This is a genomic window from Planomonospora sp. ID67723 (genome assembly GCF_015711605.1).
In the GTDB taxonomy this organism is placed as follows: Bacteria; Actinomycetota; Actinomycetes; order Streptosporangiales; family Streptosporangiaceae; genus Planomonospora_A.
In genome coordinates this window covers 1,399,723-1,421,622 of sequence record NZ_JABTEZ010000002.1, presented here as the reverse complement: position 1 = coordinate 1,421,622, position 21,900 = coordinate 1,399,723, and the positions used below count along the sequence as shown (strand labels likewise).

Sequence of the window (21,900 nt, the reverse complement as noted above, 5' to 3'; positions counted from 1 at the left end):
AATCGCACCGCGGGTCCGCCAGCGGCGCCGTCGTCCTTCACCGGTTCATTCCGAGACCGCGACGTAGCGCCAGTCGTTGTCGATGTCCTCCTGGTCGGACAGGTCGATCCCGGTCCCGGGCAGGGCGGCGCGGACGCGCGCGGCCATGGCGTCGGTCAGGTAGTGGTGGTGCAGGTCCAGGCGCTTGAGGTGGGTCAGCGGCTGGCCGGACAGCAGCGCCTCGGCGCCCGCGTCGGTCAGCGTGCCCATGGCGAGGCTCAGCGCCTCCAGCCGGGCCACCACCGGCGCCCCGGCCACCGCCGCCGCGATCTCGTCCTGGATCTCGCTGTCCTGCAGCCCCAGGTGCCGCAGCGCCGGGAGCCGCTCGCCGGAGAGGATCCCCTGCAGGTCCGTCACCCGGGCGTCGCCGCCGTACTGCTCGACACCGAGCCAGACCTCCAGGTACTCCAGCGCGGGCAGGTCGCACGCGCCCACCGCCCGGACGACCCCGGCGGGCAGCCCGCCGCTCTCGAACCGCAGGACCCTGAGCGCCTCGTGGCGGACCGGCCTCAGCTCCAACCCGTCACCACCGCGCACTTCCAGCCGTTCCAGCAGGGGGAACGCCTCCAGCAGCGGCGTCACGTCAGCCTGTTTGATCCAGGAGATCTCGCACTCCTCCCCCTCCATCGCGCCGAGGAAGACCGACCGCAGCTGCGGGAAGCGATCCGCGTTGTCCAGAAGCAGCCGGACGATCATCGCGCTGCTCTCCTCGTAGGCGTCCTCCCACTCGCCGATGATGATCGCCTTGACGGCGGAGGCGTCCACCTTCTCCAGGAAGCGGGTGAACTGCTCTTCGAAGGTCTCCTCGGCGTCGTAGGTCGCGACCGAGAGGCGCCATGCCGTCTCGCCCGCGGCCGGGACCTCCGTGTCCTCCTCGTCGGGCACCGGCGCGATGGGCAGACCGGCGTAGCGCCCCTGGGAGAGGTTGCCGACACGGTCGTTGAACTCGGTGAGATCCATGGGGGCTCCTGAGAGGCGGAACACGACGGACCATGTCCTACCAGAGATCGCCGACACTTCAGGACAGGGGCTCTCGCCTGGTCACTCCGACACCGCGACGTAGCGCCAGACCTCCTCGCCGTCCTCTTCCTCTTCCTGACGGTCGGACAGGTCGACCACCACTCCCGTCAGCGCCTTCCGGACCCGGTCCATCATCGCGTGGGTCAGATAGTGGTGGCTCAGGTCCAGGCGCCTGAGGTGGGTCAGCGGCTGGCCGGACAGCAGCGCCTCGGCGCCCGCGTCGGTCAGCGTGCCCATGGCGAGGCTCAGCGCCTCCAGCCGCGCGACGATCGGGGCCGAGGCGACCGCCGCGGCGATCTCGTCCTGGATCTCGCTGTTCTGCAGCCCCAGGTGCCGCAGCGAGGGCAGCCGCTCCCCCGCCAGGATCTCCCCCAGGTCGGCGACCGTGGCATCGCCGCCGTACTCGTCGACGCCGAGCCACATGTCCAGGTTCTCCAGGGCGGGGAACTCCGACGCGCCGACCGCCCGGACGACCTCGGCGGGCAGGCCGCCGCTCTCGAACTCCAGCACGCGCAGCGCCTCGTGGCGCACCGGCCGCAGTCGCAGTCCGCTGCTCCCCCTGATGACCAGCTTCTCCAGCTTCGGGAAGCCCTCCAGCAGCGGGGTCACGTCGCCATGCTCGATCCAGGAGATCTCCGACTGCTCCTGGCTGATGTCGCCGAGGTAGATCGACCGCACGTTCTGCAGCCGGTCGGCCGCCCCGCTCAGCAGCCTGACGGGAAGTTCGGACGTGTGGCCCTCGTATCCGGCTCCCCACCAGCCCACGACGATCCGGCGCACCCGGCCGGGGTTCCTGGCGGCCATGAAGTCGTCGAACCGCTGCCGGATCGGCGGATCGGCGTCACCGGCCGGCGCGGTGTCGAAAGGGTCGCCGGCCAGGTTCCAGGTGCCGTCCTCTGTCAGGTTCTCGTCGGTCATCTGCGGTCCTCTGTGATTCTCTGTGATCCTCTGTGGTCTTCTGCGGGATCGCGGGTAGCCTCCATGTCCTACCAGAGATCGCCGACGTTCCCCGCTCCGCGCCTCCGGCTCTTTCCAACCGGAGTCCCGTGATCTCCCTGGCCGGGAATCAGGCGGAGGGGACCGTTGTTCCGGTGATCCTGCGAGATGGGTCACCGGACACCGCGGGCGGTCGTGCGCGGGCATCGGAAAGGACGGGCGCCGTGGACGACGGCCACATCCGGTTCGCCTCACCCACCGGGAGATGGGTGCTGCTGGCGACCGTGCTGGGCTCGGGGATCGCACTGCTGGACGGCACGGTCGTCAACGTGGCGCTGCCCGCGCTCGGTGCGGCGCTCGGCGCGGACATGGCAGGTCTGCAGTGGACGGTCAACGCCTACACGCTCACGCTGGCGGGACTGATCCTGCTCGGCGGCTCCCTCGGGGACCGGTACGGCAGGCGCAAGGTCTTCCTCGTCGGGGTCGTCTGGTTCGCGCTCGCCTCGGCGCTGTGCGGGCTGGCGCCCAATGTGGAGACGCTGGTGGCGGCCCGTGCCCTGCAGGGGGTGGGCGGGGCGCTGCTCACCCCCGGCTCCCTGGCGATCATCCAGGCGTCCTTCGACCGCGAGGACCGGCCCCGGGCGATCGGCGCCTGGTCCGGGCTGGGCGGGGTGGCCGCGGCGGTGGGACCGCTGCTCGGCGGATGGCTGGTGGACACGGCCGGATGGCGGTGGGTGTTCCTGATCAACCTGCCGGTGGCCGCGCTCGTGGTGGCGGTGACCGTGCGGCACGTGCCGGAGAGCAGGGACGCCGGGGCCACCGGCCGGTTCGACGTGCTCGGTGCGGCCCTGGCGGCCACGGCCCTGGCGGGGATCACCTACGGGCTCGTCGACCTGCTCCCGCTCCCGCTCGCGGCGGGAGCGGCCCTCGGCGCGGCGTTCGTCTGGCTGCAGGTCCGGCGCTCGCCGGACGCCCTGGTGCCGGTCGGGGTGTTCGCCTCCGGCGTGTTCACCGCCGTCAACGCGGTCACGTTCGTCATGTACGCCGCGATGGGCGTGGTGTTCTTCCTGCTGGTCGTCCAGCTCCAGGTCTCCTCGGGCTTCTCGCCGCTGCTGGCCGGGTCGGCGATGATCCCGGTGACGGTGCTGATGCTGCTGCTGTCGGCGCGGGCGGGCGAGGTGGCCAAGCGGATCGGGCCGCGGATCCCGATGACGGCGGGCATCCTGCTCTGCGCCGCCGCGCTGCTGTGGATGTCCCGGATCGGGGAGGGATCCGGCTACGTGGCGGACGTGCTGCTCCCGGCGGCCCTGTTCGGGCTGGGCCTGTCGGCGGCGGTCGCACCGCTCACCGCGACCGTGCTGGCCACCGTCGAGGACCGGTACGCCGGGGTGGCCAGCGGCGTCAACAACGCCGTGGCCCGCACCGGCAGCCTGCTCGCGGTGGCCGCCATCCCGCCGCTGGTCGGCCTGACCGGCGACGCTTTCACCTCCGCCACCGCGTTCACCTCGGGGTTCCGCACGACGATGCTGATCGGCACGGCGATGATGGCGGTCTCCGCACTGATCACCTTCCTCACCATCCGGGAGAACGTCCTGGCCGTCTCACAGCCCTGCACGAGCTGCCCGGTCGAGGCCCCGCCGCCGGCCGCGCCCGCCGCGGGCGATCTCCCCCGGCGGGGCTGAAGACGCTGACGGCCATACGCACACCGACGGCGTCGGGCCTCGCGGACGAAGTCGCCGCCGGGCGGGCGCCGGGTCAGAAGGCGAAGCGCTGACTGCGCACGCTGTTGTCGAAGTTGGACAGCAGCAGCTCCGGCTCGCCCACCGAGCGGACCTCGGGCAGCCGCGCGAACAGCTCGCGGAACATGGTGCGGATCTCCTGGCGGGCCAGGTTCGCCCCCAGGCAGAAGTGCGGGCCGGGACCGCCGAAGCCGACGTGCGCCTTGGCGTCACGGGTGATGTCGAAGCGGTCCGGGTCGGGGAAGACCTCCTCGTCCCGGTTGGCCGAGCCGTAGAAGAGCACGACCTTGTCCCCCGCCTTCAGGTGCAGGCCGCGCAGGTCGTAGTCCTGGGTGACGGTGCGGCGGAACTGCATGATGGGCGAGACGTAGCGGACCATCTCCTCGATCGCGCCGCCGATGCGGCCGTCGAAGTCCTCCAGCAGCAGCCGCCGCTGCCCGGGGTTGTCGGTCAGGAGCTTGATGCCGTGCGCCATGGTGTTGCGCGCGGTCTCGTTGCCCGCCACCAGCAGCAGCGCGAAGAAGGAACCGAGCTCGCGGTCGGTCAGCCGCTCCCCGTCCACGTTCGCGGTGACCAGCGCCGAGACCAGGTCACCCGTGGGATTCTCGGCCCGCTCCCTGCCGAGTCTGATCACCATGCGCTGCAGGGCGAGCAGGGCGAGCATGTTCTGCGCCGCCATCCGGACGGTGTGCGCCAGGCTGGGCCGCACGCCCGTGTAGGCGGTGGAGACGTCCACGTGCCGGTGCACCTGCTCCCGGACGTCGTCGGGGACGCCCATCATGTCGCAGATGACGTGGATGGGCAGCCGGGCCGCCACCTGGCCGACGAAGTCGCCGCCGGGACCGGCCGCAACCACGTCGTCGACGATCCGCGCGCAGGCCTTGTCGATGTCGCCCTGCAGGTTGGACAGCATCCTGGGGCTGAACGCCCGGGAGACGATGCGGCGCAGCCGGGCGTGCCTGGGGTCGTCCATGTTGACCATCGACTCGCCGAACACGTGCTTCACCCATCCCGGCGGCTCGGGATTGGTCACGGCGGGCTCGCTGGAGAACACCTTGGCGTTGCGGCTGGCCTCGACCACGTCGGCATGGCGCACCAGCGCGTAGAAGCCCTTGCCGGAGCGAAGCAGCGGCACCCGCTTCTCGGCGAAGAACACCGGCTGGTCGAGTTGTCTCAACCGCGCGAACGCCTCGTGCCGCTCGGCGAGCGGGCGCCGCCAGAACCCCAGGTCAGCCAGGTCGATGTCCATGCTCCAATCCTGGCACGTTGATTACGTGCCCCGGTCACGCAGATGTCATCTCCCGGTGGGGCAGGTGTCCGGAACGCCGGGAAACATCACGGATATGAGAGCTGCGCTCCTCACTTCCTCCGCCCTCGCCGCCGCCTTTCTCTCTCCCTCCGCCGTCTCCCCCGCTCCGGCCGCGGCCCCGCCGCTCTCCTGGCCGCTCCCGGCCGGGCGGGCCTGCTCCGGCGTGCCCTCCGACTTCGACGGCGACGGCCGCGCCGACCTCGCGGTCGCCGCGCCGTACGCGACGGTGGGCGGGCACGCGCGCGCCGGCTCCGTCACGGTCCTGTACGGCATGCGCACCGAGCGGCGGCTCACCCAGGACGGCCCCGGCGTACCCGGTGAGGCCGAGGCCGGCGACGCGTTCGGCTCGGCACTGGCCGCCGGCGACTTCGACGGCGACCGCTGCGCCGACCTGGCCGTGGGGGTCTCCGAGGAGGACCGGGCGGGCTCCGGCGCCGACGGCCGCGGTGCCGTGCACCTGTTCAGGGGCTCGCCGGACGGCCTGCGGCCCGGCGCGGTGCTCGACGCCGGCGACCTGGGACGCCGGCGCGGCCCCGACCGGTTCGGGGCCGCCCTGGCTTCCGGGGACCTGGACGGGGACGGCGACGACGAGCTGGTGATCGGGATCCCCGGACTGGGCGGGGGCGGCGTCGGCGTGCACGGCCTCAAGGGGCGCAAGCCGTACGTGGTCACTCAGGACAGCGGCTGGGTGGACCAGGCCGAGCGGGTGACCGACCAGTTCGGGGCCGTGCTCGCGACCGGCGACTTCGACGGCGACGGGCGGGACGAGATCGCCGCGGGCGCGCCGGCCGACACGATCCTGAAGAACGGGCAGGGCTCGGTCACCGTACTCGACGTACGCCGCCGCAAGGCCGTCCAGCTCACCCAGGACAGCCCGTGGGTCACCGGCCGGGCCGAGGCCTGGGACGCCTTCGGCGCCGCGCTGGCCGTCGGCGACTTCAACGCCGACGGCCGCGACGATCTGGCCGTCGGGGTGCCCGGTGAGGGGCTGACCGCCAACCAGCGGGCGATGGACTACGGCGACGGCACCGTGGTGACCGTCTACGGCGCGCGCGACGGCCTGCAGACCGCGAACTCGGAGGCCTGGTCACAGCGGGGGCTGAAGGGAAGGCCCCGCTACTTCGACCGGTTCGGCGCGGCACTGGCCGCCGGTGACTTCAACGGCGACGGCGATGACGAGCTGGCCATCGGGGTGCCGGGCGAGAACGCCGTCCAGGTGCTCGCCGGGACCAGGTCCGGCGGCCTGACGAAGAAGAACGATCTGCTGATCACCGGCGGCGGCGGGGACTTCGGCGCGGCCCTGGCCGCCGTCCCCGGCCGGAGCCTGGTGATCGCGGCCCCGAGGGCGGGCAGGCTCACCCTGCTGCGCGGCGGCGTGCGCGAGGGCGCCTACCCGGGCCTGCGCCGGGCGGCGGCGACGACCTTCGCCACCGCCGCCGGAGACACCCTGTTCGGCTACGCGATCACACGATCCGGGTCGTGAACTTCGTGAAGCGGACCTCGTCCCGCTCCCAGAGATGCCCGCTGCCGCCCGCGACGTAGCTCAGGCCGAACTTCGCGACGTACGTGCCGCGCTCGGCCGACGACAGCCGGGCGCGGACCGTCAGCACGACCTTGCCGCCCCTGCCGAGAGAGGCGACCTCGCAGTCCAGGATGCGCCGCTTGCGGACCTCGCAGGTGACGCCCCGGGGCTTGCCGGCCACCTTCACCCCGCGCGTGCCGGGCGGGAAGTTCCCGGCGACCAGGACCGACGCCTCGCCCGCGTACCTCCTGTTGACGACCTTGACCTTGTAGGTGACCTGGCCGCCTCTGCGGACGTACTTGCCGAAGGTGACCGAGGCGGTGACGTCGGACCCGGCGACCGTCGAGTCCGCGGCGGTGACGACAGCCGCCGAGTCCGCGGCGGTGACGACGGCCGCCGAGTCCGCGGCGGTGGGACTCTGGGCCGGGAGGGCTCCGCCCAGCGCGGTGGCGAGGGTCGCGACGGCGAGCCTCGACGCGAGACTACTCATACTGGGTTTTCACCACACATTATGAGTTTCCACAAGGAGATCAGCGGGGATCGAGCGCTCTTTCGCCCGCCGGCACGGTGAACCGGGCGCCGGTCCTGGCCGGGGCCCCGCGGCGGCTGATGTAGTCCAGGACCCGGAAGTCGGCCTGGAGCTCCTCGGCCGTCAGCCGGCAGACGATGTAGCCGCGCCGCTGGTCCAGGTAGGAGATGTGCCGGTTCTCCGCGGTCAGCTCGGCGACCCGGCTCTCGTCGCGGTAGCCGTCGCCGTCGCTGGCGATGGAGGAGGTGACCAGCTCCACCGCCGCCCGGGGCGAGTCGGGGTCGTCGAAGTCGAGCCTGAGGTCGGCCGCGTGGTGCATGTGCGCGTCGCCCGTCAGCACCACCGGGTTGGCCGCGCCGGAGTCGCGGAAGCCGGTCAGCAGCCGGGTGCGCTCGGCGGCGTAGCCGTCCCAGGAGTCCAGGTTGACCTCGGTGCCGGGCCCGGCCCGATGGTCGCGCTGGGCCATCAGGATCTGCTGGCCCACCAGGTTCCACCGGGCCCCGGAGGCGGCCAGCCCGTCGAGCAGCCAGCGCCGCTGGTCCTCGCCCAGCAGGGTGCGCCCGGGCGCCAGCCGGTCGTCGCAGCCCGCCCTGACGCCGTCCTCGCACGCCTGGTCGTCGCGGAACTGGCGGGTGTCGAGCAGGTGGAAGCGGGCCAGCGGCCCCCAGTCCACCCGCCGGTGCACCCGGATCGACGATCCGCCGGGCACGCTGGAGCGCCGCAGCGGCATGTTCTCGTAGTAGGCCCGGAAGGCGTTGGCCCGGCGCCGGTTGAACGCGGGCGCCCCGGTGCTGGAGACGCCGGCGGCCCAGTTGTTCTCGATCTCGTGGTCGTCGAAGGAGACCAGCCACGGTGCGACCGCGTGCGCCGCCTGCAGGTCGGGATCGCTCTTGTACTGCGCGTGCCGCATCCGGTAGTCGGCCAGGGTCTCGCACTTGCCCCAGGTGTGCTGCCGCACGCCGCCGCCGGGCGCGGTGTACCCCTGCGGCGCGTACTCGTACATGTAGTCGCCCAGGTGCACCACGAGACCGGGCTCCTGCTCCGCCAGCCGACGGTAGGCGGTGTAGTAGCCGTGCTCGTAGTGGGCGCAGGCGGCGACGGCGAAGGTCAGGGGGGAGAACCCGGCCGGGGCGGTGCGGGTGCGGCCTGCCGGGGACAGGTGCCCCTCGGCGCGGAAGCGGTAGAAGTACTCCCGGCCCGGCTCCAGCCCGTCCAGCTCCACGTGGACGCTGTGGGCCTGCCTCCATCGCGCGCTCGCGGTGCCGGAGCGCACCGGCTTCGTGAACCCCTCGTCGGCCGCGAGCTGCCACTGCACGTCCACGTCCCGGGCGGGCATGCCGCCGCGGCCGTTCACGCCCAGGGGGTCGGGCGCCAGGCGGGTCCACAGCACGAAGCCGTCGGCCGACGGGTCGCCGGAGGCGACGCCGAGGGTGAACGGGTCCGCGGCCAGGGTCCGCGGCCGCAGGGCGGGGGCGTGTCCCGCCCCGGTGAGCAACAGGCCGCCCGCACCCGCGGCGGCGCCGGAAAGGAACACTCTGCGTGACAGGCTCTGCTCCACACGTTCAGTGCAACCGCCGCGCCTGTACCCACTGTGGCCTGCGATGCAAGTGAAGATGAACAGCCGCTGCACAGGCGGAGGCACTGCCCAGGCGTTACCCGGCGTCATTGAACACCGGCCTACCGGCAGACGGCGTCCCTCCTGCCGCCAGGTGAAGAAACGCCGTCAGGACAGGTACGGCCTCAGGTGGTCGTTGAGTGCGCCGCACCCCAGGTATTTCTCCACCGTGTGGAAGTCGACCCAGTCGAGGTCGACCAGGAACTCCTGGTCCACGCCGGTGAAGCACGTCCGCAGACCCGGCGGGATGGCCGCGATGTCGTGCCTGTCGGCGATGTTCACCCACCGCCCCACCTGGCGGGGCCGCTCCCCCCAGCCGTTCACCGGGGCGGGCAGCAGGTGCTCGAAGACCACGTTCCGCATGCCCAGCGGACTGCCGAGGGTGATCAGCAGCTCCACCTCCAGATCCGGGTCGTCCCAGAGCGTCTCGTAGGCCACCACGCTGCCGAGGGAGTGCGCGACGACCACCTGGGGCCGGGTGCGCCGGATCACCTCGGCCACGGCCGCCCGCGCCCCGGCCCGCGCCTCGCCACCGGCGTCGAGATAGGCGGCGACCTCGGGGGCGAAGATCCTCGCGAAGTCGGCGGCCCGGTCCGGCAGGCGGTCCAGCAGCCAGCCGGCCACCCGGTGCAGCGCCCCGGTCAGCCCTTCCCCGAGCGCGTCGAGCTGCCTGGCCCAGGCGACGAAGACCTCCTGCGAGCGCGCGTCCATGCTCTGCACCGCGCGCGGGGAGTCGTCCTTGTGCTCGCCGAGCAGGTGGGCGTAGTAGGCGATCTCGGTGATGTAGCGCTCTCCGGCGTGCGGCGCGCCGCCGGTGAGCCCGCCGTGCAGGTAGCGGTCCCACTTGCCGCGCATCGCCGCCGCCGCCCCGGCGACCGAGTTCCCCGCGTCGCGGTAGTAGCGGTATTTGCCTATCCCGTGCACGCCCACGATCGCGCTCACGACCCCCGCCTCTCATCCACCGGCACGTACGGCCTGCCCCTGGGAAGCCACTGTGGCGGAAGGAGACGAGCGCCACAAGACCACCGCGAGTCCGACCAGCCAGCCACTCCACAGCACGTATCCCGCGAAGTTCGCCAGATCGGCCCCCGGCACCTCGAGCGGGACGAGCACCCCGGAGACGACGAGGGCCGCGGCCGCCAGGCCGCACGCCCTGAGCACCCGGCCCCCCACGACCCTGGTCACCAGCACCGTCCAGGCCGCCGTCAGCAGATAGCCCGTGGTCTCCCCGATCACCGTACCGAGCACGGTCCCGAGCATCCGGAAGGTCTCCGGATCGGTCACGAAGGGCACTGCCAGCGGCCAGCGCAGCAGTCCCGCGACCTGGACGGCCGCCGCCGCCACGCCGACGCGGAACGCGAGGCGGCCGGTCAGCGGGGCCAGCCCGGCCGCGATGGGTGCCAGCAGCCCGGCGCCGAGGGCGAGCAGCAGGAACAGCGCGCTGACGGCCGCCTGGTCATGGCGGAAGTCCGCCATCACCTGCGCGGCCGGGGCCGCCAGTACGTCGGGGTAGTCGAAGACGGCCGCCAGGCCGGCGAAGGCCGTGTTGGCCGCCAGAGCGCCGAGCACCAGCAGGATCGCCGTTCTCTTCATGATCACTCCTTTTCTGTACGGCGTATAATGTACGTCGTACAGAGTTTATACACCGTACAATGACGAAATGAAAGGCCCCAAGCGCAGCCTCGACGTCTCCAAGATCGTGAACGCGGTCATGGAACTGCTCGACGAGGAACCCGCCGCCGCTCCGACCCTCCGGGGCGTCGCCGCCCGCCTCGGCGTGCGGCCGAACACCCTCTACACCTACGTGCCCGACCGGGTCGCGCTGGAAGGCGTCGTGGTCGAACACCTGCTGGAGCTGGCGGGGCCCGCGGCGCTGGCCGGAGGCACCCCCTGGAGAGAGCGGATCACCGGCTACGCCCTGCGCCTGCGGGCCGAGTTGCTGTCCAGGCCCGGCGTCGTGCCGTTCTTCTTCTCCGGCCCGATGAACGGACCGAACGCGGTCATGGTGGGCGAAGGACTGCTGGCCGCCTTCACCGAAGGCGGGCTCCGCCCGGACGACGCCGCGCGGGCGGCGTACGCGGTGATCGTGCACGTGCTCGGTTCGGCCGCGCTCGCGGCGGCCGACCTGCCCGGACCGGGAACGAGCGAGGCGGAGACCCTGGAGGCGCGCCGGACCGCACTGGCCGCCGGCCCCCCGCTCACCGCGGCGACGGCCGCGACGGCCGCGGCCTGGAACTCGCCAGAACAAGCCGAATGGGGGATAAACCGGTTGATCGATGGGTGCGTTCGCTCGCTACGCTGAACCCCACCCCCGCACGAAGGAGTCACCCGCCATGCCCGGCCCGCTTCAGATCAGCGGCTCGGTCTCCATCCCCGAGGCCGAGCTCCACTGGCGGTTCTCGCGTTCCTCGGGACCCGGCGGCCAGGGGGTCAACACCACCGACAGCCGCGTCGAGCTCAGCTTCGACCTGGCCGCCACCGAGGCCCTGCCCCCGCTCCTCAAGACCCGCGCCCTGGAGCGCCTCGCCTCCCGGCTGACCGGGGGCGTCGTCACCATCGCCGCCTCCGAGTTCCGCTCCCAGCTGCGCAACCGCGAGGCCGCCGAGATGCGCCTGGCCCAGCTCCTGCGCGAGGCCGTCGCCCCGCCTCCCAAGAAGCGCCGTCCCACCAAGCCCAGCAGGGGCGCGATCGAGCGCCGCATCACCGCCAAGAAGCACCGCTCCGACATCAAGCGCCTGCGCCGCGACATCTGAACACCGTCCTCCGGGTCGACCGGCGGAGACCGCCCACGGGCTCACCGCCGGACCCCCCGACCAGCACTCTCACCGTCAAGGCCCGTATCTCCCGGACCGTCACCGGGCGGGATCTCCGCGATCGCGTGCGGCCGGTGATCCTGGCCTACGCGGACGGACTCGCCGTCCCGGGCGCCCGGCCCGGCCCGGAGGCGCCGGCGTCGGCCTGCGCGAAGCGGCGCGCGGTGAACGCCGTCGCCGCCCCGGCCATGACGGCCAGTCCGAAGACCGTCATGGCGATCCGGTACCCGGCGGCGTCGCCGAGCGCGTAGAGGGCGACCGAGGCCAGCGTGCCCAGGCCGATGCAGAACACCGCCCAGGCGTAGGCCTGCGAGCGCACCTCCCCCGGGGAGACCCGGCCCACCAGCGACAGGTAGGCCGGCAGGAAGCTCCCGCCGGCCACGCCCATCAGGAACATCACCGCGAACGCCGCCACCGGGACCGGCGACCAGCCCAGCACCAGCAGCGCCGCGGCGAATCCCAGCCCCGACCGCCCGGCGACCGTCGCGACGCCGTGCCAGTCGTCACGCGAGGAGGCCCGGCTCGCCCATCGCCCGCCGAGGAACAGGCCCGCCATCTGACCGACCCCGGCGATCGTCAGCGCCGCGCCCCGCTCCGTCGCGCCGAGCTGGAAGACGTCGCTGAGAAACAGCGAGAGCATCTGCGGCAGCGCGACCAGCCCCATGCCCGACAGCAGCGCCGAGAGCCAGAGCCGCCGCAGCGTCCTGATCCGGAACAGCAGCCGGGCCGCGGCCCGGAACGGCAGGCCGCTCCCGGCCTCGCCCCCGGTCCCGGCCGTACGGGAACGGGCGCGTCCCGGCTCGCGGAGCCGTACGGTCAGGCAGAGCAGCAGGAACGTCGGAACCGCCAGCACGACGAACGCCCAGCGCCAGCCGTAGGCGGCGGCGAGGGCGCCCGCGACGACGGCGGAGACCTGGCTGAGCGGGTTGGCCAGCCGGTGGAACTGGAAGATCCTCGGATGGACCTCGGGCGGGTAGTAGTCGGTGAGCAGGCTTGAGTGCACCACCTCGTTGCTCACCCGGCCGAGCCCCGCCAGCAGCCGTACCGTGAACAGCAGCACCAGCGTGGTCACCAGCCCGGTCAGCGCGCTCATCGTGCCCCACAGCAGCGCCGCCCCCGCCACCAGCCACACCCGGTTCACCCGGTCGGCGACGTAGCCCAGCGGCACGGCGGCCAGCAGGATGAACACGCTCACGATCGACCCGATCGCGCCGATCTCGGTGTCGGTGAGCTCGAACGCGTCGCGGATCTCCGGCGAGAGCGTGGCGAAGGCCAGCCGGTCGATCTCGTCGACGAAGTTCAGCCCGAACAGCAGGGCGAGCGGGAAGACGGGGGCCCCGGCGGTGACCGCGCCGAGGCGGCCGGAGGCGGTTGAGGTCGTCACGGGAGCCCCCCATCTGCCGAATCTTGTTCTGTTGTCTAGGGCCCACCGAAGATCGCGTCAAGGGGGATGGGAGAATTCTGAGATGCCGCTCGTTCCCAGCGTCCGCGCTCTCCTGCTCGACGGCGACCGGCTCGTGCTGTTCCGGCGCGTCGTCCCCGGCAGGGAGCTCTACTGGTCCGTTCCCGGCGGCCACGTCGAGCCCGGGGACGCCTCCCTGGAGCACACCCTCCATCGCGAGCTCATGGAGGAGCTGGGCGCCACCGTCTCCGGCGTCACCCCGCTCACCACCCTGAACTGCGTCCGCGACGGCGGCCTCAAGATCCAGCACGTGTACGGCTGCCGCCTGGTCTCCATGGATCTGGCCCTGCGCTCCGGCCCCGAGTTCAGCGATCCCGCCAAGGGCCGCTACGAGGTGGTACGGCTCCCGCTCGTCCCCGCCGAGATCACCGCCATCAACCTCATCCCGCCGGAGCTGGGCGACTATCTCTCCGGCACCGTCACCCGCCTGCCCGAGCTGATCGGCTGACCCGCCCGGCAGGCCGGGCCGTCACCCGCCCGAAACCCGCTTCAGGACCGGGTCGGGGCGCGGTTCAGGGGGCGAGGGCCTCCAGCGCGGCCTCCGCCCGGCGCATCGACTCCGCGGGATCGGCGCCGGGAGAGCCGATCTCCGGATCGAAGTTCAGATCGTGGAAGACGTCGGTCACCCCCTGAGCCTCCAGCCCCGCGACGTCCTCACGGATCTCCTCGAACGAGCCGGTCAGCGGCGCCCGGCCGGCGTCCCCGGCCGGCCGTACCCGGGTCGCGCCCCGGGTGACGAAACGCAGCGCCCCGGGGTCCCGCCCGGCCTCGCGCGCCGCCCGGCCGACGATGGAGATCTTCTCGCCGATGCGGTCCAGGTCCTCCCGGCTCGCACTCACCCAGCCGTCCGCCAGCCGCCCCGCGCGCCGCAGCGCCGCCTCCGCGCCCCCGCCCAGCAGGATGGGCGGGGGCGTCTCCGGCCGGGGCTCCTGGTGCACCGGGGGCAGCCGGTAGAACTCGCCCTCGTGCTCCACCGTCTCCTCCGTCCAGAGTCTCCGCAGCACGTGGAGGAACTCCTCCCCCCGCCTGCCCCGCCGTTCGAACGGCACCCCCGAGGCGGCGAACTCCTCCGGCAGCCAGCCCAGCCCGAGCCCGGCGTCGAGCCGGCCGCCCGAGACCGCCTGGAGCGTGGCGAGCTGCTTGGCCAGCAGGGCGGGCGAGAAGAACGGCATGTTCAGGACCGCCACCCCCAGCCGGACCCGGGTGGTCGCCCCGGCCAGGTAGGCCAGCGTCACCACCGGGTCGTGCACGCTGCGGTAGACGGGGCCCATCGGATGCCCCTGCGGGTACAGCAGCCGCTGGAAGGTCCACACCTGGTGGTAGCCGAGCTCCTCCGCCCGGCGGGCGACCCGGACCATGTTGGCGGGCGTCGCCCACGACCCCGACACCGGAACCGCGAATCCGATCCTCATACGGGCACCCTACGCGGCGGACCGGGACGGGTCGGGGCGGGCGATCGTCCCGGCGGGAGGACGCGCGACCGGATGCCCCGGGCCACGCGTACGCCCCGGCTCAGACGCGGCGGTCCTGCATCTCCCAGGTGTGGTCGATGACGTGCCACGCCATACGGCGGACGGCGTAGCGGGCCGGCCACCCGCCCGGTTCGAGCGGCCCGCCGTCCGACGGCCGGGACAGCACTTCGGCGATCTCCGCCCGCATGGCGGCCAGGCCCTCGGCGTCCCGGAACGGCTTGTGCCGGACACCGATCTTGCGGGCGTAGGAGCGCTCGGCCTCGATCACGTGGTCGACCATCTTGTCGCGGTCCCGGCCGCCGCCTCGCGGGCCCTTGCGCAGTTCCTGCGGGGAGCCGGCGGCGGTCTCGCCGAACAGCTCCCACGCCGCCCGCAGCAGGGCCGTCGCCCGGCGCGACTCGTCCTCGCCCACCGGGGCGGAGTCGAGTTCGGGAATGGTCTCGATGGCCCCGAAGTCGGTGGTCGCGCCGCCCCCGGTCCGCTCCACGACCACCGGGTCACCCGGCTCGAACACCAGCCCGGCCCGCTCGGCGACCACCCGGTAGCGTGGCGCGTAGAGCGTCAGCGTCTCCAGCGCCGCCTCCTCCGACTTCCCGATACGGCACCAGCCGGGCCACTCGGCCGAGCAGGCGAAGACCCTCTTGGGACCGATCTCCAGATAGACGCGCGTCATACGAGGCAGGATCGCACCGATAGGTGACAGGTGCCGTCAGGAACTCAATCAACCATGTCGATGAGGTCCGCGACCGAGTCGACCACCTGGGAGGGGCGGAACGGGAAGCGGTCGACCTGCTCCTTGGCCACCACGCCGGTGAGCACCAGGATCGTGTGCAGCCCCGCCTCCATGCCGGAGACGATGTCGGTGTCCATCCGGTCGCCGATCATCGCGGTGCTCTCGCTGTGCCCGTCGATGGCCCGCAGCGCGCTGCGCATCATCATGGGGTTGGGCTTGCCCACGAAGTACGGCTCCACGCCCGTCGCCTTGGTGATCAGTGCCGCGACCGCCCCGCAGGCCGGCAGGGATCCCTCGTTGGAGGGGCCGACCGGGTCGGGGTTGGTGGCGATGAAGCGGGCGCCGCCCTCGATCAGCCGGATCGCCCGCGTTATCTGGGTGAAGCTGTAGGTGCGGGTCTCGCCGAGGACCACGTAGTCGGGGTCGAGATCGGTCAGGACGTAGCCGACCTCGTGCAGGGCGGTGGTCAGCCCGGCCTCGCCGACCGCGTAGGCCGAGCCGCCGGGGCGCTGGTCGTCGAGGAACTTGGCCGTGGCCAGGGCCGAGGTCCAGATCGACTCCGGCGGGATCTCCAGGCCCGCGGCGCGCAGCCGTACGGCGAGGTCGCGCGGGGTGTAGATGGAGTTGTTGGTGAGCACCATGAACCGCTTGCCCGTCTCGCGCAGGCGGCGGATGAACTCGTCGGCGCCCGGCACCGGATGCCCCTCGTGGACGAGGACCCCGTCCATGTCCGACAGCCAGCACTCGATCGGCTTGCGCTCGTTCACCGTTCCCCCGCATCTCATCCCAATGTGCAGGAGACAAGGATGACAGGTACAGGACGGCCATATGCCGCCAGGCATGCCGAAATAAGCCCAGCCCCCCACGGGCCCGGCATCCGCATACGCGCGGCGCTCACCGCATGACGTTCGCACCATGACGTTCGCACCATGGAGCCCGCCCTCGGCGTCCGCACGTCCGCACCCGCACGTCCGCACCACGGCGCCCGCCCCCGCCACCCGGCGGGGAGGCTCACCGGATGGTACGCCAGGACTGTTCCTCGACGAGCTCCCGGCTGCGCCAGCCGTACATCGTGCGGACCAGCCTGTGGTGGTACCAGCCGCCGCCCCTGATGAGCCCGGCGGTGTCGGCGGCGATCATCTCCCTGGACGGGGCGAGGGTGTCGGTGAAGGAGGCCGTGACCGCCGCCTCGTCCCCCTCGAAGCGGACGGTCGTCGCCCCGATCAGGTGCTGCCGCCCGGGCCACTGCGGCAGCACCTCGGCCAGCCACCGGCGCGCCTCGTCCCGGGTGCCCCTGATCCCCCCTGCCGCCGTGTAGTCGATCACCGCGTCGGCGGTGAACACCAGGTCCAGGCGCTGCCAGGCACCGGTGTCGATGGCGTGGGCGTAGCGGGCGAGCAGGTCACCGATCTCCAGCCGGTCCGCGATCTCCTGTTGCCTCATGCACGTATCCAACCAAACGCTTGGTACGTAAGCGAGGATCCCGCCCCCCTCGCCGTGTCCCGCACGCCGCCGGTGCCCGGAGCCCGCCGGCGGGCCCTGCCTCCCAACCCGACTGCTCCCCAACCCGGCCGCCTCCAGCCCGACCGCCCCCGAGCCTGCCTGCCGACGGTTCCGAGCTCCCGACTTTACATTGTAGATTCGTTCGTGGGGCCGGGCGCTGTGGTTCACTTTGCGGGTGGATGAGATCGACGACCTGATCGGCGAGCTGGGCCGGATCGGCCTGCGGTACGGCGACGCGCCCCCCGAGGTGCTGCCGACCCGGCCGGACGTGACCATCGTGCGGGCCGGGTCCGTCGTGGTGAAGGCGCACGCCCCCGGAGCGGAGCGGGAGCCGCTGGAGCTGCGGATGCGGGCCGTGCGCCACCCCGCGCTCCGCGGCATCCTGCTCGAACCGGTCACCGAGGAGGTCGCGGAGGTCTGCGGCAGGCTGGTGACCGTCTGGCCGACCGGCGTCCCGGTGGACCACGACGACCCGGACTCCGCCCCCTGGGAGGCGAGCGCCCGGCTGCTGGCCCGGCTGCACGCCGTACCGGCCGGGGCGCTCCCCCCGCTGCCCGCGGCGGGCGGGCCCGCGCGGGTGGGCAAGACCGTCTCCCGGCTGGACGGCGGTTCGGCGGCGGGGCGGGTCGTGCTGCGCGCCTTCGACTCCCTCGCCCCCTTCCTGCCGGGCCCCGGGCGCGACCCCGGCGCCGGGCCGGGCCCGCGGAACGGGGCGGGCCTGCTGGCGCACGGTGACTGGCACATGGGGCAGATGGTCCGCCTCCACGGCGAGTGGATCATCCTCGACACCGACGACCTGGGCGTCGGCGACCCGGCCTGGGACCTGTCCAGGCCGGCGGCCTGGTTCGCGGCCGGGCTGCTGGAGCCGGCGGTCTGGCACCGCTTCCTGGCGGCCTACCGCGCCGAGGGCGGGTGCGCGGTCCCGATGGACGGCGAGCCGTGGGAGCGGCTGGAGATCCCGGCGCAGGCGATGACGGTGCAGCTCGCCGCGGCGGCCGTGGCGGCGGCGGAGCGGGCGGGGCGCGGGTTGGACGAGGTCGAGGGGGTTCTGATCGACACCTGCCAAAGGATTGTCCAGTTTCGAAGTGCCTGCCATAGTGTGCCCACGCAGTAGGTTGTGGTCGTACGGCGACCACGATGCCAAGGCAAGGAGACAACCAGATGCAGTGCCCGAAGTGTCGCGGCAACATGCGCACTTATGAGCGCAATGGTGTCCATATCGACCAGTGCGACGGCTGTCGCGGGATCTTCCTGGACTACGGCGAGCTCGAGACCCTGACGCGCATGGAGAGCCAGTGGTCGCAGCAGCACGCGGCCCCGCCGCCGCCCCCGCCGCCGCCGGCTCACGGCGCTCCCCCGCCGGCCTGGGGTGCCCCGGCTCCGCACTACGGCGGCCACTACGGCCACCACCGTCAGCGCAGCTGGGTGGGCATGCTCTTCTCCACCTGATCCGCTCAAGGGGGGGTGACGACGAGACCGCGATCTCAGGGAGGTCGCGGTCTTCGCGTCTCACGCCCCCGCGCGGCGCCTCACCCGGGGAAGTCGCCCGGCTTGAGCGGCTTGGAGCGCACGGTGCCGCCCTTGACGGAGTGCAGGGTGATCGTCCAGTTGTTCCAGCGGATGTACGAACCGGAGTAGGTGGTCTTGAAGGGCACCGTCTTGCCGAACTGGGTGAACTCGCACGACCGGGTGAACGCCCGGGCCTTGGCGTCCCAGTCGGTCCCGGTGGTGTAGAAGACCTTGTACTTTCCGTCGCGGACGCCGCTGATCGTCACCTTGCCCTTCCCGCGCACGTAGAAGGTGACGACCCGCTTCCCGCCGCGCAGCATCACGACGACGGCGTCGCGCTTGCCTCCGTTGTGGACCTTCAGCGAGCCCCGGCCGGTACGGCTCTCCGAGCGGATGATCCTGCCGTTGGGCAGCCGGCGGTTCCGCTGCCCGGCCGCCTTCACCGACACGACGTCGGCCGGGTAACCGGACAGCCCCGCGGCGGCGTCCTTCATCCGGCTCAGCTCGCCGTACTTCTCCAACCCGGTCAGCACCGCGGGACCCGTGCAGGCCTGCTGCGTCTCCACGTCCTGCAGGGCCCCGTCGAAGGCGGTGCCGAAGGAGCGCAGCGCGCCGACGTAGTTGCCGTGCTGGGCCGCCAGCTCGACGGGCGGCGACAGCGGCTCCAGCCGGGCCACGGCGTCGTCCACCGCGTCGGCGATCCCCTTGACCCGGCGGTCGAGGCTCTTGCCGCCGTTCCCCGCCAGCTTCTTCAGCGCCTCGCGGACCGGACCGCGCGCCTGCTCCAGCTCGGCCCGGTAGTCCTCGGGGGTCAGCGCCGCCGGGGAGGGCGGGGCGCTGGCGGTGGGCGACGGGGCGGCGCCGGAGGAGTCGCCCGGGCCGCCCTGGGCGTCGCCCCGGCCGCCGAACTCCCCCACCACCCCGCCCGCGGTGGCCTGCCCTCGGACGGGCTCGGACTCGGGGAGGAGGGAGGAGCAGGCGGTCAGGGTCAGCATGGTGACCACGGCACACGGGAGCAGACGGCGAGCAGCCGGGGGGATACTCATTTGCCCCACTATTGTGGGGTTGATCAGGGTCCGTCAAACTCTCCCGCCCTCCAGGCGCCCGGCGGCCTGCCGGCGACCGCCGGACGGGGAAGCCGCCGCCCGGCAGCCCCCCCTCCTCAGCCGGAGGTCCCGGGATCTCCCAGGTCCTCCGTGAGCACGCCCTCCCGGTCGAGGACCAGCCGCCGGGTGATCCCCGCCGCCTCCAGGAACGGCAGATCGTGACCGGCCACGATGAGAGCGCCCCGGTAGGCCCGCAGCGCCTCGGCGAGCCGGCGGACGCTGGCCAGGTCCAGGTTGTTGGTCGGCTCGTCCAGCAGCAGGAGCCGCGGCGGCGGCTCCGCCGACAGCAGCGCCGCCAGCGCCGCGCGGAACCGCTCCCCGCCCGAGAGCGTCCCGGCGGGCCGCTCGGCCCGCTCCCCCCGGAAGAGGAACCGGGCGAGCCTCGCCCGGACCGCGTTGACCGGCGCGGAGGGCGCGAACCTGCGGACGTTGTCGACCACGCTGAGCGAGTCGTCCAGCAGGTCCAGCCGCTGCGGGAGGTACCCCATCCCGGGCACGCCCACCTCCACCGAGCCCTCCACCGGTTCGAGCTCCCCGGCGATGGTGCGCAGGAGCGTGGTCTTGCCGGAGCCGTTGGGCCCCAGCAGCGCGATCCGCTCGGGCCCCCGGACGACCAGCTCCGCCACGGCCGTCCCGCTCACGGTCCGCAGGCCGGTCACGGCCAGCACCGTCTTGCCCGGGGGCACCGCGGTCTCGGGCAGCTCGATCCGGATCACCGCCTCGTCGCGCACGGCCTCCTCGGCCTCGCCGAGCCGGTCGCGGGCCTCGGCGAGCTTGGCGGCGTGCATGTTCCGGTGCTTGCCCGCCGCGACCTGCGCCTGCCGTTTGCGCTCCTGCATGATGACCTTCGGTTCGCGCTTCTGCGCGTACATCTTGTTGCCGTAGCGCTCCCGGCGGGCCAGTTTCACCTGAGCCTCCTCCCATTCGCGTTTCTGCCGCCGCACGTCGGCCTCCGCGGCCCGGACCATGCGCTCGGCGGCCTCCTGCTCGGCGGCGAGCATCCTCTCGTAGGCGGAGAGGTTCCCGCCGTACATCCGGATCGCGCCGCCGGTCAGGTCGGCGACGGTGTCCACCAGCTCCAGCAGGGCCCGGTCGTGGCTGACCACCACCAGCACCCCGGTCCACGACTCCAGCGCCGCGTAGAGCCTGCGGCGGGCGTCGAGGTCGAGGTTGTTGGTCGGCTCGTCCAGCAGCAGCACGTCCGGGCGACGCAGGAACTGCGCGGCCAGGCCGACCATGACGGTCTCGCCACCGGAGAGCGCCGCCACCGTCCGGTCGAGGCCCACGTGGCCCAGGCCGAGCCGGTCGAGCTCGGCGCGGGCGCGCTCCTCGACGTCCCAGTCGTCGCCGATGACGGCGAAGCGTTCCGCCAGCTCGTGTTCCGGGACGTCACCGCGCTCGACGGCGAGCAGCGCGGCCCGCTTCTCCGCGATGCCGAGCAGCTCGCAGACGGTACGGCCGGCGCGGAGCGGGAGGTTCTGCGGCAGGTGGCCGACCCGCCCGGTGACGGCGACCGATCCGGACCCCGGGGCGAGCTCGCCGGCGATCAGCCTGAGCAGGGTGGACTTGCCCGAGCCGTTGACCCCGATCAGGCCGGTACGGCCGGAGGGGAAGGCGGCGTCGAGGTCCTGCAGGACGGTCGTGCCGTCCGCCCAGGCGAACGAGAGCCGGTCGCAGATGATGGAGGTGAACGAGGTAGACATGAGGCGGCTCCAGTGATGTGTCATGACCTATCGGGACACGGGAGACACCGCAGGCGCGCACGCCGTCAGGGACGGTTCCACACGAGAAGGGCCGTCACGGGGGACGGAGAGCGGAGCCGGCTGAGGTCAGCGCGCGCCGGGCCGGGGAACGGCTCTCACGACGCGGTGTCTGGAACCTCAGAACTCCAACGGGCTCTCCTACGGGACGACGATACGACACTGTTGAGAATACTGATGCGACTAAAGTCGCGTCAAGGGTTCTCCGGCCGGCCTCCGGACCGTCCGCCGGGTCAGGGCCGCACGATCGCCCAGACCGCGTGCTCGACCTCGGGACGGGCCAGCTTCAGATCGAAGGAGTCCGGCCCGGCCAGGTAGCGCCGGGCGCACTCGTGGGCCGGGCCCATGACCACCGCGTCCAGCGCCCAGGCCGGGACCGGCCGCAGCTCCCCGCAGGCCGTACGCGCCTCGAACCACTCCGCCAGCGGCGCCATGACCCGCGCCTTGAACTCGGCGACCCCGTCCTCGGCGAGCAGCCCGGCGACCGAGGCGCGGTAGACGAACTCCCCGCGGGTCGGGTTCTCCACGATCCAGTCGAGGAACCGCCCCGCCAGCTCGGGTACGACCGCCTCGGCCGGCCGGTCGTCGAGGGCGAGGGCCATCGCCCCGACCAGCTCCGCGAAACTCTCCCGGTAAAGCTCGGCGACCACCCCGCCCCGGCTGCCGAAGTGGTGGTAAATGCTCCCGTTCGAGGCTCCGGAGACCTCGGCCAGCCGGCCGACCGTCATGGCCCCCAGCCCGCCCTCGGCCACGATCCGCAGCGCCGCCTCCAGGATCGCCGCGCGCGTGGCGCCCCTTGCCATCGATCCACCCCCGATTGCTAGAGTAACGCT

The 21,900-nt window shown here is 72.7% G+C and carries 22 protein-coding genes; 7 read left to right on the top strand and 15 right to left on the bottom strand.

The features are described from left to right. Positions 1-45: 45 nt before the first annotated feature. Positions 46-999, bottom strand: coding sequence for an STM4015 family protein (locus tag HS041_RS18985; RefSeq protein ID WP_196441984.1), 954 nt, complete (start codon positions 997-999; stop codon positions 46-48). An 81-nt stretch (positions 1,000-1,080) separates the two neighbouring features. After that, complete coding sequence (locus HS041_RS18980; protein WP_196441983.1) at positions 1,081-1,977, bottom strand: STM4015 family protein; 897 nt, start codon at positions 1,975-1,977, stop codon at positions 1,081-1,083. Between the two features lie 242 nt (positions 1,978-2,219). Between HS041_RS18980 and HS041_RS18975 the strand changes: the two genes are divergently transcribed. After that, positions 2,220-3,677 carry an MFS transporter gene (locus HS041_RS18975; RefSeq protein ID WP_196441982.1) on the top strand — a complete coding sequence of 486 codons (1,458 nt, stop codon included), beginning with the start codon at positions 2,220-2,222 and terminating at the stop codon, positions 3,675-3,677. A 73-nt stretch (positions 3,678-3,750) separates the two neighbouring features. Here the strand turns inward: HS041_RS18975 and HS041_RS18970 are convergent, their stop codons facing one another. After that, positions 3,751-4,983 carry a cytochrome P450 gene (locus HS041_RS18970; protein WP_196441981.1) on the bottom strand — a complete coding sequence of 411 codons (1,233 nt, stop codon included), beginning with the start codon at positions 4,981-4,983 and terminating at the stop codon, positions 3,751-3,753. A gap of 94 nt (positions 4,984-5,077) precedes the next feature. Between HS041_RS18970 and HS041_RS18965 the strand changes: the two genes are divergently transcribed. After that, positions 5,078-6,526 carry an FG-GAP repeat protein gene (locus HS041_RS18965; RefSeq protein WP_196441980.1) on the top strand — a complete coding sequence of 483 codons (1,449 nt, stop codon included), beginning with the start codon at positions 5,078-5,080 and terminating at the stop codon, positions 6,524-6,526. Here the strand turns inward: HS041_RS18965 and HS041_RS18960 are convergent. The 4 genes from HS041_RS18960 to HS041_RS18945 form a co-directional block, all read right to left on the bottom strand. Beyond that, entirely contained in the window at positions 6,507-7,055 is a 549-nt protein-coding gene (locus tag HS041_RS18960; RefSeq protein WP_196441979.1) for a hypothetical protein, read from the bottom strand. The two genes, HS041_RS18965 and HS041_RS18960, sit on opposite strands and share 20 nt — an antisense overlap. Positions 7,056-7,095: 40 nt before the next feature. Further along, on the bottom strand, positions 7,096-8,652 hold the full coding sequence (locus HS041_RS18955; RefSeq protein ID WP_196441978.1) for an alkaline phosphatase D family protein: 1,557 nt from the start codon (positions 8,650-8,652) through the stop codon (positions 7,096-7,098). A gap of 165 nt (positions 8,653-8,817) precedes the next feature. Beyond that, complete coding sequence (locus tag HS041_RS18950) at positions 8,818-9,651, bottom strand: hypothetical protein (RefSeq protein ID WP_196441977.1); 834 nt, start codon at positions 9,649-9,651, stop codon at positions 8,818-8,820. Between the two features lie 12 nt (positions 9,652-9,663). Then, on the bottom strand, positions 9,664-10,302 hold the full coding sequence (locus HS041_RS18945; RefSeq protein ID WP_196441976.1) for a hypothetical protein: 639 nt from the start codon (positions 10,300-10,302) through the stop codon (positions 9,664-9,666). A 67-nt stretch (positions 10,303-10,369) separates the two neighbouring features. Here HS041_RS18945 and HS041_RS18940 point away from each other — a divergent pair, with 67 nt between their 5' ends. Together HS041_RS18940 and arfB are read left to right on the top strand one after the other, a co-directional pair. Next, a complete protein-coding gene (locus HS041_RS18940) occupies positions 10,370-11,011 on the top strand; it encodes a TetR/AcrR family transcriptional regulator (RefSeq protein WP_196441975.1) in 642 nt (213 codons plus the stop codon). A gap of 31 nt (positions 11,012-11,042) precedes the next feature. Further along, positions 11,043-11,462 carry an alternative ribosome rescue aminoacyl-tRNA hydrolase ArfB gene (gene arfB / locus HS041_RS18935; RefSeq protein WP_196441974.1) on the top strand — a complete coding sequence of 140 codons (420 nt, stop codon included), beginning with the start codon at positions 11,043-11,045 and terminating at the stop codon, positions 11,460-11,462. A 145-nt stretch (positions 11,463-11,607) separates the two neighbouring features. Here arfB and HS041_RS18930 read toward each other — a convergent pair whose 3' ends face one another. Beyond that, positions 11,608-12,906, bottom strand: a complete 1,299-nt coding sequence (locus HS041_RS18930) for an MFS transporter (protein WP_196441973.1) — start codon at positions 12,904-12,906, stop codon at positions 11,608-11,610. A gap of 82 nt (positions 12,907-12,988) precedes the next feature. Here HS041_RS18930 and HS041_RS18925 point away from each other — a divergent pair, with 82 nt between their 5' ends. Further along, positions 12,989-13,432 carry an NUDIX hydrolase gene (locus tag HS041_RS18925; protein WP_196441972.1) on the top strand — a complete coding sequence of 148 codons (444 nt, stop codon included), beginning with the start codon at positions 12,989-12,991 and terminating at the stop codon, positions 13,430-13,432. A 64-nt stretch (positions 13,433-13,496) separates the two neighbouring features. On the opposite strand, the gene HS041_RS18920 is transcribed toward HS041_RS18925, so the two are convergent. The 4 genes from HS041_RS18920 to HS041_RS18905 all read right to left on the bottom strand — a co-directional run bounded on the left by HS041_RS18920 (position 13,497) and on the right by HS041_RS18905 (position 16,632). Further along, complete coding sequence (locus HS041_RS18920; protein ID WP_196441971.1) at positions 13,497-14,396, bottom strand: TIGR03619 family F420-dependent LLM class oxidoreductase; 900 nt, start codon at positions 14,394-14,396, stop codon at positions 13,497-13,499. Positions 14,397-14,496: 100 nt separating this feature from the next. Then, positions 14,497-15,129: a hypothetical protein gene (locus tag HS041_RS18915; protein WP_230879126.1), complete on the bottom strand. Its 633-nt coding sequence runs from the start codon at positions 15,127-15,129 to the stop codon at positions 14,497-14,499. Between the two features lie 44 nt (positions 15,130-15,173). After that, positions 15,174-15,956 carry an HAD-IIA family hydrolase gene (locus tag HS041_RS18910; RefSeq protein ID WP_307845364.1) on the bottom strand — a complete coding sequence of 261 codons (783 nt, stop codon included), beginning with the start codon at positions 15,954-15,956 and terminating at the stop codon, positions 15,174-15,176. Positions 15,957-16,200: 244 nt separating this feature from the next. Further along, the gene (locus tag HS041_RS18905) at positions 16,201-16,632 is read right to left on the bottom strand and encodes a nuclear transport factor 2 family protein (protein ID WP_196441969.1); all 432 of its coding nucleotides are present in this window, start codon (positions 16,630-16,632) and stop codon (positions 16,201-16,203) included. A gap of 235 nt (positions 16,633-16,867) precedes the next feature. Here HS041_RS18905 and HS041_RS18900 point away from each other — a divergent pair, with 235 nt between their 5' ends. Then, positions 16,868-17,806, top strand: a complete 939-nt coding sequence (locus tag HS041_RS18900; protein WP_196441968.1) for a phosphotransferase family protein — start codon at positions 16,868-16,870, stop codon at positions 17,804-17,806. Positions 17,807-17,853: 47 nt separating this feature from the next. Further along, a complete protein-coding gene (locus HS041_RS18895; protein WP_196441967.1) occupies positions 17,854-18,141 on the top strand; it encodes a TFIIB-type zinc ribbon-containing protein in 288 nt (95 codons plus the stop codon). 80 nt (positions 18,142-18,221) lie between these two features. Here the strand turns inward: HS041_RS18895 and HS041_RS18890 are convergent, their stop codons facing one another. The 3 genes from HS041_RS18890 to HS041_RS18880 form a co-directional block, all read right to left on the bottom strand. After that, positions 18,222-19,247, bottom strand: a complete 1,026-nt coding sequence (locus HS041_RS18890; protein ID WP_196441966.1) for a hypothetical protein — start codon at positions 19,245-19,247, stop codon at positions 18,222-18,224. Between the two features lie 116 nt (positions 19,248-19,363). Beyond that, positions 19,364-21,010, bottom strand: a complete 1,647-nt coding sequence (locus HS041_RS18885) for an ABC-F family ATP-binding cassette domain-containing protein (protein WP_196441965.1) — start codon at positions 21,008-21,010, stop codon at positions 19,364-19,366. Between the two features lie 290 nt (positions 21,011-21,300). Beyond that, positions 21,301-21,870: a TetR/AcrR family transcriptional regulator gene (locus HS041_RS18880; protein WP_196441964.1), complete on the bottom strand. Its 570-nt coding sequence runs from the start codon at positions 21,868-21,870 to the stop codon at positions 21,301-21,303. Positions 21,871-21,900: the final 30 nt, after the last annotated feature.

Bases quoted from the DNA above. Each gene is read 5' to 3' on its own strand.
- HS041_RS18960 (WP_196441979.1), bottom strand. From the start codon at position 7,055: ATGAGTAGTCTCGCGTCGAGGCTCGCCGTCGCGACCCTCGCCACCGCG.
- HS041_RS18925 (WP_196441972.1), top strand. From the start codon at position 12,989: ATGCCGCTCGTTCCCAGCGTCCGCGCTCTCCTGCTCGACGGCGACCGG.
- HS041_RS18915 (WP_230879126.1), bottom strand. From the start codon at position 15,129: ATGACGCGCGTCTATCTGGAGATCGGTCCCAAGAGGGTCTTCGCCTGC.
- HS041_RS18890 (WP_196441966.1), bottom strand. From the start codon at position 19,247: ATGAGTATCCCCCCGGCTGCTCGCCGTCTGCTCCCGTGTGCCGTGGTC.
- HS041_RS18885 (WP_196441965.1), bottom strand. From the start codon at position 21,010: ATGTCTACCTCGTTCACCTCCATCATCTGCGACCGGCTCTCGTTCGCC.
- HS041_RS18905 (WP_196441969.1), bottom strand. From the start codon at position 16,632: ATGAGGCAACAGGAGATCGCGGACCGGCTGGAGATCGGTGACCTGCTC.
- HS041_RS18920 (WP_196441971.1), bottom strand. From the start codon at position 14,396: ATGAGGATCGGATTCGCGGTTCCGGTGTCGGGGTCGTGGGCGACGCCC.
- HS041_RS18965 (WP_196441980.1), top strand. From the start codon at position 5,078: ATGAGAGCTGCGCTCCTCACTTCCTCCGCCCTCGCCGCCGCCTTTCTC.
- arfB (WP_196441974.1), top strand. From the start codon at position 11,043: ATGCCCGGCCCGCTTCAGATCAGCGGCTCGGTCTCCATCCCCGAGGCC.
- HS041_RS18945 (WP_196441976.1), bottom strand. From the start codon at position 10,302: ATGAAGAGAACGGCGATCCTGCTGGTGCTCGGCGCTCTGGCGGCCAAC.
- HS041_RS18940 (WP_196441975.1), top strand. From the start codon at position 10,370: ATGAAAGGCCCCAAGCGCAGCCTCGACGTCTCCAAGATCGTGAACGCG.
- HS041_RS18980 (WP_196441983.1), bottom strand. From the start codon at position 1,977: ATGACCGACGAGAACCTGACAGAGGACGGCACCTGGAACCTGGCCGGC.
- HS041_RS18895 (WP_196441967.1), top strand. From the start codon at position 17,854: ATGCAGTGCCCGAAGTGTCGCGGCAACATGCGCACTTATGAGCGCAAT.
- HS041_RS18880 (WP_196441964.1), bottom strand. From the start codon at position 21,870: ATGGCAAGGGGCGCCACGCGCGCGGCGATCCTGGAGGCGGCGCTGCGG.
- HS041_RS18970 (WP_196441981.1), bottom strand. From the start codon at position 4,983: ATGGACATCGACCTGGCTGACCTGGGGTTCTGGCGGCGCCCGCTCGCC.
- HS041_RS18985 (WP_196441984.1), bottom strand. From the start codon at position 999: ATGGATCTCACCGAGTTCAACGACCGTGTCGGCAACCTCTCCCAGGGG.